Origin of the sequence: Mesorhizobium sp. M7D.F.Ca.US.004.03.1.1, assembly GCF_003998635.1 — a bacterium.
Classification (GTDB): domain Bacteria; phylum Pseudomonadota; class Alphaproteobacteria; order Rhizobiales; family Rhizobiaceae; genus Mesorhizobium; species Mesorhizobium loti.
Genome location: NZ_RZQG01000140.1, coordinates 1 through 9,736 on the forward strand (window position 1 = coordinate 1; position 9,736 = coordinate 9,736).

The following is a 9,736-nucleotide window of genomic DNA, read 5'->3' on the forward strand; positions in this document are numbered from 1 at the left end:
GTCTGGGGTTCGGCCATTTCGCTTCGCAACGGCGATTATGATATTTTCCATTCATGAGCGAACTCGAACAGATTCAAAAATCCGTCGCAGCCCTAAGCGCTGAAGAACTGAAGGCGTTTGCCAAATGGTTCGCGGCGTTTCAGGGAGATACCTGGGATGCGCAGATCGAGGCCGACGCCAGGGCCGGCAGACTGGATAAGCCTGCAGAGCAGGCGTTAGCTGAAGTTCGCGCGGGCCGCGCCCGCCCCCTCTGATTCACATCTCAGCCAATACAAATTCGCGCCACCGGCCGAAGGCCGCAAGCCCGACCGGGCGGCGCGCCTGTTGGCGCGCCCCGTCCGGAGCGGCCGCGAAGCGGCGACGGCGTGAGGACAAAACTAACCCACCCACTCGATCGGCACATGCCCCGGATCCGCCTCCACCCTTTTCAGCCACGCCGCCACCGCCGGATAGGCGTCGAGCTGGAAGCCGCCCTGCTCTGCCGTATGCGTATAGGCATAGAGCGCGATATCGGCGACGCTGAGCGCGCCACCGGCGAAGAAGGCGTTGTTTTCCAGATGCTTGTTCATCACGCCGAGCGCCTTGTTGCCGCGCTCCAGCGTCACCGCCAGCCGCTCCGGCGTTGCATCCGCGGCTCTTTCTGGAAAGGTCAGCAGCGCCTTGCGCACGGCGATGTAGGGTTCGTGGCTGTACTGTTCGAAGAACAGCCATTGGTAGGCGAGCCCGCGCTCATATCTGTCGACCGGCAGGAAGCGCGTGCCTTCGGCGAGATAGAGCAGGATGGCATTGGATTCGGCCAGCCGCCGGCCGTCATCGAGTTCGAGCAGCGGCACCATGGCGTTCGGGTTCTTGGCGACAAAATCGGCTTTGCGCGTGTCGCCGGTGTGCGAGCTCACCTCGATAGTGGTGAACGCAAGGCCAAGCTTGGCCATCAGCAGGCGCGGCTTGTAGCAATTGCCGCTGTCGATCATGCTGTACAGTATCATGGCTATTCCCCCGAGCGCTGTCTCCACTGGCGCAACTATCGCAGCGGCGGCGTCCTCAACCAATGATTTGTTTTGGTACGACCATCAGCGCCGCTGATGCAAAGCGTCCAAGGGCGCTCACGGCACCAATCGTCGGCATGCCCTAGCCAAAAAGGGGCACGACCTTGTTGTCCCTGCCCAGCAGCGTATCGATGACCAGCGGTTTTTCCTCGAATACCGTGCCGGCAAGCGCGGGGCGGGCGAGAAGAAAACCCTGCAGCAGGTCGACGCCGCCTTCGAGCGCGACGCGCAGATGGGTGGGCTGCTCGATGCCCTCGACCAGCACCTTGGCGCCACGGTCATGCAGGCTGGAAACCAGCGGGCGGAAGAACCGCTCGGCGGCAGCGTGGCGGCAGAACTCGGCGAACCAGGTGCCGTCGATCTTGACGATATCGGGCCTGAGCAGGCTCACCCGCTCCTCGGTCGAGTGCCCGGTGCCGAAATCGTCGATGGCGATGCGGATGCCGTCGCGCCGCATTTCGCGCGCCAACCGGGCAAGAAGCGCGTCATCGGCGGCCTGTTCGGTGATTTCGCAGACCAGCATGGCCGGCGCGAGGCCGAAATCGGCGAGATGCCTGGTCATCAGCCGGATCTCGGCCAACGCTCGCCCGGGATGGTCGTTGATCAGCGGATTGTAGTTGAAGAACAGATCGAGCCCGTCGACGCCGATGTTGCGAAAATTCCTGAGATGCAGCGCCCGGCACATGGTCTCGACAAACAGCCGGTCCGAGGCGGCAATGCTTTCGAAGAAAACCCGCGGTGCGCCGGGCCGGCCGGCACGGTGCGGCTCGATCAGAGCTTCGACCGCGACAGCATGAAGGAACCGACCACGCGGCGCGAAAATCGGCTGATAGGCGCTGCGCAGCCGGAACTCGCCATAGATGCCGTATTCGATGCCGACTTCGTCGACCTGGATCGCATCGCCGACATTGCGCCGCCGTTCAGGCCTCATGACGCCACCCTGCGCCCGAACGCCTTCACCGGCCGCGCCGAATGCGGTGCCGGGGCTGGAGCAGGCGTGTCGCCGACGGCAGCAACGACAGGTGCCTGCCTGGTCTTGCCGAAGACGCGAAAACTGGTCGGCGCCAGTTCGGGCCGCGCCAGCACGAAACCCTGCACCATCGACGCCCCTGACTTCTCGGCAAGCTCCAATTGCCAGCCCTCCTCGATGCCCTCGAATACCGTGCGGATGCCTTGCTCCTCGAAGCTTTTCACCATGGTGGTCAGCAACGCGAAGCCGGCACCGGATTCCATCAGTTGCGTGATCCAGAAGGCATCGAACTTGACGATATCCGGCTTCAGCTCCTTGATGCGGTTGATGTCGGAATCGTCGGCGCCATAATCGTCGACGGCGATGCGAAAGCCGTTGGCTCTCAGCGCCGCGACAAAGTTGTGCAGGGTTTCCTGCGATGCCGACCGCTGCTCGGTCACCTCGCAGACGACACGGCGCGGATCGATGCCGGCCTCATGCAGCACCAGCCGCATTTCGCGCAAGGCGGCGTCGGCAACGGTGCGTTCGGTGAACACCGACGGATCGAAATTGACGAAGATCGACGCCTCCTGCGGCAGGCAGGCGCCGGCGTTCAGAAGATGCAGCGTCCTGGTCAGCGCCTCGATGTGCAGACGGTCGGCGGCCGGGCAGGTCGAGAAGAAATTCATCGGCGATTGCGGCTCGCCGTCACGGAACGGCCGGATCAGCCCTTCGAACGCGGCCACCGACAGCTTGCCTTCGTTGAAGGCGAAGATCGGCTGGAAGGCGCTTTGCAGCGTGTAGATGCCCCAGACACCGGTGGAGGTGCCGTCGTCCTGACGGATGATGTGGGCAAGCCCGACGCTGCGCGACACGGTTCCTCGCTCCGCAATTGGATTGCGATCCTGCCACTCAAGCCTCTACCGTCTGTTAATGAATTTATTGTTGCCGATCACAGCTCCTTGAGACCTGGATCAGCCGACAATGCTTGCACTGCGCGAAATCATGCGACATGAGAAGCGCCGCGGCCGCTCCCGGCCCGCGCCGACCTAGTTTGGAGATATCTGGTCATGGCCTTTCTTGCCGACACCCTTTCCCGCGTGAAGCCTTCTGCCACCATCGCGGTGACGCAGAAAGCGCGCGAGCTGAAAAATGCCGGCCGTGACATTATCGGCCTCGGCGCCGGTGAACCGGATTTCGACACGCCCGACAACATCAAGAATGCGGCGATCGAGGCGATCCGTCGTGGCGAGACCAAGTATCCGCCGGTTTCGGGCATTGTGCCGCTGCGCGAGGCGATCGCGAAGAAATTCAAGCGTGAGAACAATCTCGACTACAAGCCCGAGCAGACCATCGTCGGCACGGGCGGCAAGCAGATCCTGTTCAACGCCTTCATGGCGACGCTGAACCCCGGCGACGAGGTCGTCATCCCCCGCCCCTACTGGGTCAGCTATCCCGAGATGGTGGCGATCTGCGGCGGCACCTCGGTGTTTGCCGACACCTCGATCGACAACGGCTTCAAGCTGACCGCTTCCGTGCTGGAAAAGGCGATCACGCCGAAGACCAAATGGTTGCTGATGAACTCGCCGTCGAACCCGTCTGGCGCCGCCTACACGGAAGCCGAACTGCGCGCGCTGGCCGATGTGCTGTTGAAGCATCCGCATGTCTGGACGCTGACCGACGACATGTACGAGCACCTGACCTATGGCGATTTCGTCTTCAAGACCATCGCCGAGGTCGAGCCGAAGCTCTACGAGCGCACGCTGACCATGAACGGCGTCTCGAAAGCCTATGCCATGACCGGCTGGCGCATCGGCTATGCCGCGGGTCCCGTCCAGCTGATCAAGGCGATGGACATGATCCAGGGCCAGCAGACATCGGGCGCCTGCACCATCGCGCAATGGGCATCGGTCGAGGCGCTCAACGGCCCGCAAGACTTTATCGCCAGGAACAAGGCGATCTTCCAGGGCCGGCGCGACCTTGTCGTGTCGATGCTCAACCAGGCTCGCGGCATTACGTGTCCGTCGCCGGAAGGCGCTTTCTATGTCTATCCCTCTTGCGCCCAGCTGATCGGCAAGAAGACCAAGGCCGGCAAGCTGATCGACACCGACGAGACCTTCTGCTCGGAGCTGCTCGAGGCCGAGGGTGTCGCGGTGGTGTTCGGCTCGGCTTTCGGCCTTGGCCCCAACTTCCGCATCTCCTACGCCACCTCGGAGACGCTGTTGGAGGAAGCCTGCACGCGCATCCAGCGCTTTACCGCCTCGTTGACCTGATCGGCGCATGGCATCGCAATCAATGAAAACCCGGCTCGACGCCGGGTTTTTCGTATTGGCCAGATAACATCACTTGCCATACTGCTCGCCGCTAACCGGCTCCAGCCAATCGACATGGACATCGTCGAGCGCCTCCTGCATGGCGATATGCGTCATCGCCGATTTCGGCGCCGCGCCATGCCAGTGCTTTTCGCCTGGCGCAAAGGATATGACGTCGCCGGCCCTGATCTCCTGAACCGGTTCGCCCCATGTCTGGGCAAGCCCGGCGCCCACGGTGACATAGAGCGTCTGGCCAAGCGGATGCGTATGCCAGTGGGTGCGCGCGCCCGGCTCAAAGCTGACCAGCGTGGCCCGTAGCCGCGCCGGTGCCTCTTTCTCGATGATGGGCGTCTGCAGCACCCGGCCGGTGAAGTATTTTTCGGGCGCTATGACGGTTGGCACGCTGCCACAGGCAATGATCTTCATGGTCGATGGTCCTTGATCTCTGACCGGCTGGCGGCAGAACACCGCCTGTCCGGGCGTTGGCGCAAATGACATTGGCGCAAGCCGCCACCTTCCTCCGATATGCCGCGCCGTGCAACTGCGATCGGCCTTCTCCGCCATCCTGACGGCATCCGCGGCAGGCTTCTTAACCATGAACGTTCGATCACCGGCACGGGCGGCCAAATCGCCGGCCAGGCGTAGCCGCCTCAAGGGCTTTTTAACGCCTGCCCTCTAGCCCTTGCCGGCGGGTGCAGGGGTGATGAGATGAGCATACTGGCGACGATCAGGGACCACAGTGGCATCTATCGCGGCATTCAATTGTTGCTTTTGATCAGCATCGGCGCTGCGGTGCTCGGCGCTTTCGACATCTCGCAAAACCTGCCCTCGGGCGCCTCCTTCACCGTCTCGATCCTGGCCACCGGCCTGGCCCTGCTGGCGCTGATGTATATGCGCAGCAGCGTCGTCCATCGCTTGCGGTCGGCGGCCGTCGCCGAGGCGGAAAAACATCATTTCCTGACCAGGGACGCGATGACGGGGGCGATGACCCGCCGCTATTTCCTCGAAGCGCTTCATGACAGTCTCGGCAGCATGCGCGACCGGCGCGATGCGACCTTGCTGCTGATCGACGTCGATCACTTCAAGCAGCTCAACGACACGTTCGGGCATCAGTTCGGCGACCTCGCCTTGGCTTATCTGGTCAAGACATCAGAGCGCATCTTTGCCGGCGGCCTGGTCGGACGGCTCGGCGGCGACGAGTTCGGCGTCATCATTCCCCACGGCGATCTCGCCGCCATCAACAAGGATGTCAGGCAATTGCTCGATACCATGCGGGCCGGCAAATCGCATGAGGGCAAGACCATCCCGCTCTCCATTTCTATCGGCGTGGCACTGGCGCCGACACATGCCTCCAACACGACGGAACTGATGCTGGTTGCCGACCTGGCGCTCTATGAAAGCAAGGCGGCGGGCCGTGGCCGCGTCACCGTATTCGACGAGGAGATGCTGTCCGACAAGCGCTACCGCCGCCTGATCGAGCGCGAACTGCGTGCGGCCGTCTATCTCGGCGAACTCGAGCTGCACTACCAGCCGATCGTCAACCCGGACGGATCCGCTTATGGTTTCGAAGGGCTGATCCGCTGGCGCCATCCGGTTCGCGGCCTGATCTCGCCTGCCGAATTCATTCCGATCGCCGAGCGCTCGACCCTGATCGACATGCTCGGCGAATGGGTGTTCAAGCGGGCTTGCGCCGACATCGGCCACTTCCCCGGTCGCCGCATCTCGATCAACGTCTCCGGCGAACAGCTGAAGCGCGACGAGATCGTCACCATGTGCGACCGCGTGTTGAAGGAGACCGGCCGTTCCGCCGCGCAATTCGTCATCGAGATCACCGAGACGGTGGCGACCGCCGCCACGCCCGAGATCCTGCGACGCCTCGAAGCGTTGCGTGGCCTTGGCTTCCACATCGCGCTCGACGATTTCGGCACCGGCCATTGCGGCTTCAACTATCTGAAGACCTTGCCCATCGACAGTATCAAGATCGACCGCTCCTACATCCGCAGCCTCGCCCATGACCAGGTGGCGCAGATCTTCGTTTCGGCGCTGGCGCAGATCGCGCGCATCCAGGACGTCACTATCGTCGCCGAAGGCGTCGAGACGCAAGAGGAGTTCGCCCTCGCCAAAGCCGCCGGCTGCAATCGGTTCCAGGGCTATTTCTTCGGCAGGCCGGCACCGCGCGACAAGGTTGCTTCCCTGCGCGCCGTCCACGCCGAACCCTTGGCGCTGAGCGCCTGAGGCCACAGCGAAGATTTCTATTTTTCTTGCCCTGCCGGCAAACAAGTGGGACGATGGCTTTGGGCAGGTGGCACTTGAAAAGAACCCCGCCCGCGACGGTCGAACAGGCCGGCCGCCGCTCAGGACCGATTGACCACGCCTGAACCATGCATGCCAGTCGGTCCTACGGGAAACGCCTGAGTGGAGGTCAGTTATGGGTACTCGCGCCGGAGGACGACGCACGGGACCGAAATGCATTGCCATAGTCGGTCCCTTTGCAAGCGGTAAGACGACACTTCTCGAAGCCATACTGGCCCGTACGGGCTCAATTCCCCGACAAAATCCCGTTTCATCAGGCAATACCGTTTCGGATCATTCGCCCGAGGCGCGCGCCCACGCCATGAGCGTCGAGGCGACAATCGCCACCACTGAATTCATGGGCGAGCAGATCACCTTCGTCGACTGTCCCGGCTCCATCGAATTTTCCTTCGAGGCCGAGCCGGTGCTGGCCGCCTGCGACCTCGCGGTGGTCGTAGCCGAGGCCGACGAAAAGAAGATCCCCGCCCTGCAGTTGATCATGCGCAAGCTCGACGATCTCGGCGTGCCGCGCATCCTGTTCCTCAACAAGGTCGACAAGGCAATCGCCGGCGTGCGCGACACGCTGAAGATGCTGCAGCCGGCCAGCGCGGTGCCGCTGCTGTTGCGCCAGATTCCGTTGCGCAAGGATGGCGTCGTCATCGGCTCGATCGATCTGGCGCTGGAGCGCGCCTACATCTATCGCGAGTATGCCGAAAGCGAGGTGGCTCAGATACCGGGCGACGACAAGGCGCGCGAACTGGAGGCGCGCTTCTCCATGCTGGAAACGCTGGCCGACCATGACGACCAGCTGATGGAACAGCTGCTCGAGGAGATCGAGCCACCCAAGGACGCGATCTTCGACGACCTTGCCGCCGATCTGCGCGACGGCGCGGTAACGCCAGTGCTGATCGGCACCGCCGAGAAGGGCAACGGCGTGCTGCGCCTCCTGAAGGCGATCCGCCACGACGCGCCGGACACCGAGGCGACCCGCAAGCGGCTCGGCGCACCCGACGGCGCCGCGACCTTGGTCCAGGTGATGAAGACCATCCACACGCCGCATGGCGGCAAGCTGTCGGTGTCGCGCGTCCTGTCCGGTCAGGTCGTCGACGGTTCCGAACTCTGGCTGCCCGGCGGCGACACGGCCAAGGTCTCCGGCATCTACCGGATGCTCGGCAAGGACCAGTCCAAGCTGACCATCGCCAAGGCCGGTGACACGGTGGCGCTGGGCAAGCTGGATGAGGTCAAGACCGGCCAGACGCTAAGCTCGGCCAAGGGCGGCGCCAAACAGCTGTTCCAGTTCGAGCCGCCGCAACCGGTCTTCGCCTTCGCACTGCGCCCCAAGGAGCGCAAGGACGAAGTGAAGATGTCGGCCGCCATACAGCGGCTGGCCGAGGAAGACCCGTCGCTCAGCATGAGTCACAACCAGGACTCGGCCGAAACCGTGCTGTCGGGCCATGGCGAGATGCATCTGCGTGTCGTGCGCGAACGGCTGGAGGGCAAGAACCAGATACCGGTCGAAGGCCATGCACCGGCGGTGCCCTATCGCGAGACGATCCGCAAACCGGCGCAGCAGCGCGGCCGTCACAAGAAACAGTCCGGCGGCCATGGCCAGTTCGGCGACGTGGTGATCGAGATCAAGCCGCTGCCGCGCGGCTCCGGCTTCCAGTTCACCGACACCATCACCGGCGGCGTCGTGCCGAAGACCTACATCCAGTCGGTCGAAACCGGCGTGCGCGATTATCTGAAGTCCGGGCCGCTCGGCTTTCCCGTCGTCGATGTCGCCGTCAACCTGTCGGATGGCTCCTACCACGCGGTCGATTCCTCCGACATGGCCTTCCAGATGGCGGCCAGGCTGGCCATGAAGGAAGGCATGGCCGCGTGCTCGCCGGTGCTTCTGGAACCGGTGATGAAGGTCGAGATCGTCACGCCGTCCGACGCCACCTCGAAGATCATCGCGCTCATCCCACAGCGGCGCGGCCAGATCCTCGGCTATGACGCGCGGCCTGACTGGCCGGGATGGGATGTCGTCGAGGCAACCATGCCGCAAGCCGAGATCGGCGACCTGATCATCGAGTTGCGCTCGGCGACCGCGGGCGTCGCCAGCTACCGTGCGGTCTTCGACCACATGGCCGAACTCACCGGCCGTCTGGCCGACGAGGCGATGAACACCGACGGCAAGGCTGCCTGACCCGTAGCACCATCACATACCCCTCGAACCTCGGTTCGAGGGGCAAAAAGAAAACGACGCCCGGCGGGGACCGGACGTCGTTTTGTTCGCGGACCGTTTCCTTGGGAGGTAAAACGGCAGGTCCGCCGCATTTGATGCCGCCGAACTCGGCGGAAGAAACGGTTCGGACGCGGTAGCCGCCTGAGCCCGGGCCGTACGAGTGATGCCCCCATCTCCCGTTCGAACCACACCGCGTCCTATGCCGTACATAGCAGGTCCCGGCCGTCCAGGATATGTTACCAGAGGTTACATGTCACGGTTACGTGGCAATTGTGATGGATTTTTTGGTCAACCCAGCAGGGCACAGGCAACAAAAAAGCCGGATCAACGAAGATCCGGCTGAGTTTGATTGGAAGTGCCTGTTAAGGCTAACCTCCAGAGGGGAACACTCTAGGGCGCTAATGGGAGGAGAACGCGCCCAGGAGATGATCTATATATGTGCTCATCATGCCCAAGAAACAAGCATCTATTTTGCAACACACGCATGCAAAAAGACGCAGGCTGTGGTCTAACCCATTCCAGGAGCCAATAGGACCAGCAGAATCGTCAAAATGGAGCGCTGAACCGGGCGATTGTCACTAGAGAATCGCGAATCCCCACCGGTTTTTGCCCCAAATTGCCAAAACTGCGTGATGATGTGGAAGCGGGCAGCAGGCGTTCATTTCTAAGGCAATCGGGGAGGAAGCAGCCAATGCGGGCGTTTTCGGCGATCGCCGGCAGTGCGGCCTTCTTCATTGCGGCGCCCTGCGTGGTTGCCGGGCTGGTGCCTTGGCTATTGACAGACCGCTGGGGCTTGCCTTGGTCAAGCCTGCCGGGCTTTGCGCCTGTTGGCGGGCTCCTGATCGTCGCCGCGATCGCAGCACTCCTGCATGCCTTCGGTCGCTTTGCGCTTGAGGGCCTCGGCACGCCC

General features: G+C 62.9%; 8 protein-coding genes and 1 pseudogene. 5 read left to right on the forward strand and 4 right to left on the reverse strand.

Annotated features, from left to right (window positions below):
• Window positions 1-53 precede the first annotated feature (53 nt).
• Window positions 54-254 (forward strand): hypothetical protein, encoded by a 201-nt coding sequence (locus tag EN935_RS11065; RefSeq protein WP_127262808.1) that lies wholly within the window; start codon window positions 54-56, stop codon window positions 252-254.
• Window positions 255-377: 123 nt separating this feature from the next.
• Here EN935_RS11065 and EN935_RS11070 read toward each other — a convergent pair whose 3' ends face one another.
• From EN935_RS11070 to EN935_RS11080, 3 genes are all read right to left on the reverse strand, one after another.
• Complete coding sequence (locus EN935_RS11070) at window positions 378-986, reverse strand: glutathione S-transferase family protein (protein WP_109659933.1); 609 nt, start codon at window positions 984-986, stop codon at window positions 378-380.
• A 142-nt stretch (window positions 987-1,128) separates the two neighbouring features.
• Window positions 1,129-1,977, reverse strand: coding sequence for an EAL domain-containing protein (locus EN935_RS11075; RefSeq protein ID WP_126070109.1), 849 nt, complete (start codon window positions 1,975-1,977; stop codon window positions 1,129-1,131).
• Window positions 1,974-2,870 (reverse strand): EAL domain-containing protein, encoded by an 897-nt coding sequence (locus EN935_RS11080; protein ID WP_109659929.1) that lies wholly within the window; start codon window positions 2,868-2,870, stop codon window positions 1,974-1,976. Before EN935_RS11080 ends, EN935_RS11075 begins: the two co-directional genes overlap by 4 nt.
• Window positions 2,871-3,065: 195 nt before the next feature.
• Between EN935_RS11080 and EN935_RS11085 the strand changes: the two genes are divergently transcribed.
• Window positions 3,066-4,268, forward strand: coding sequence for a pyridoxal phosphate-dependent aminotransferase (locus EN935_RS11085; RefSeq protein WP_126070111.1), 1,203 nt, complete (start codon window positions 3,066-3,068; stop codon window positions 4,266-4,268).
• Window positions 4,269-4,337: 69 nt separating this feature from the next.
• Here the strand turns inward: EN935_RS11085 and EN935_RS11090 are convergent, their stop codons facing one another.
• Window positions 4,338-4,733 carry a cupin domain-containing protein gene (locus tag EN935_RS11090; protein ID WP_109659925.1) on the reverse strand — a complete coding sequence of 132 codons (396 nt, stop codon included), beginning with the start codon at window positions 4,731-4,733 and terminating at the stop codon, window positions 4,338-4,340.
• 282 nt (window positions 4,734-5,015) lie between these two features.
• Here EN935_RS11090 and EN935_RS11095 point away from each other — a divergent pair, with 282 nt between their 5' ends.
• The 3 genes and pseudogenes from EN935_RS11095 to EN935_RS11105 form a co-directional block, all read left to right on the forward strand.
• Complete coding sequence (locus EN935_RS11095; RefSeq protein WP_127262807.1) at window positions 5,016-6,542, forward strand: GGDEF and EAL domain-containing protein; 1,527 nt, start codon at window positions 5,016-5,018, stop codon at window positions 6,540-6,542.
• Window positions 6,543-6,735: 193 nt separating this feature from the next.
• Window positions 6,736-8,787, forward strand: a complete 2,052-nt coding sequence (locus EN935_RS11100) for an elongation factor G (RefSeq protein ID WP_127262806.1) — start codon at window positions 6,736-6,738, stop codon at window positions 8,785-8,787.
• A gap of 730 nt (window positions 8,788-9,517) precedes the next feature.
• A pseudogene (locus EN935_RS11105) lies at window positions 9,518-9,736 on the forward strand (isoprenylcysteine carboxyl methyltransferase); the annotation flags it as partial.

Excerpts from the sequence above, each read along its gene's own strand:
- EN935_RS11065 (WP_127262808.1), top strand. The coding sequence starts at position 54 with ATGAGCGAACTCGAACAGATTCAAAAATCCGTCGCAGCCCTAAGCGCT.
- EN935_RS11070 (WP_109659933.1), bottom strand. The coding sequence starts at position 986 with ATGATACTGTACAGCATGATCGACAGCGGCAATTGCTACAAGCCGCGC.
- EN935_RS11075 (WP_126070109.1), bottom strand. The coding sequence starts at position 1,977 with ATGAGGCCTGAACGGCGGCGCAATGTCGGCGATGCGATCCAGGTCGAC.
- EN935_RS11085 (WP_126070111.1), top strand. The coding sequence starts at position 3,066 with ATGGCCTTTCTTGCCGACACCCTTTCCCGCGTGAAGCCTTCTGCCACC.
- EN935_RS11090 (WP_109659925.1), bottom strand. The coding sequence starts at position 4,733 with ATGAAGATCATTGCCTGTGGCAGCGTGCCAACCGTCATAGCGCCCGAA.
- EN935_RS11095 (WP_127262807.1), top strand. The coding sequence starts at position 5,016 with ATGAGCATACTGGCGACGATCAGGGACCACAGTGGCATCTATCGCGGC.
- EN935_RS11100 (WP_127262806.1), top strand. The coding sequence starts at position 6,736 with ATGGGTACTCGCGCCGGAGGACGACGCACGGGACCGAAATGCATTGCC.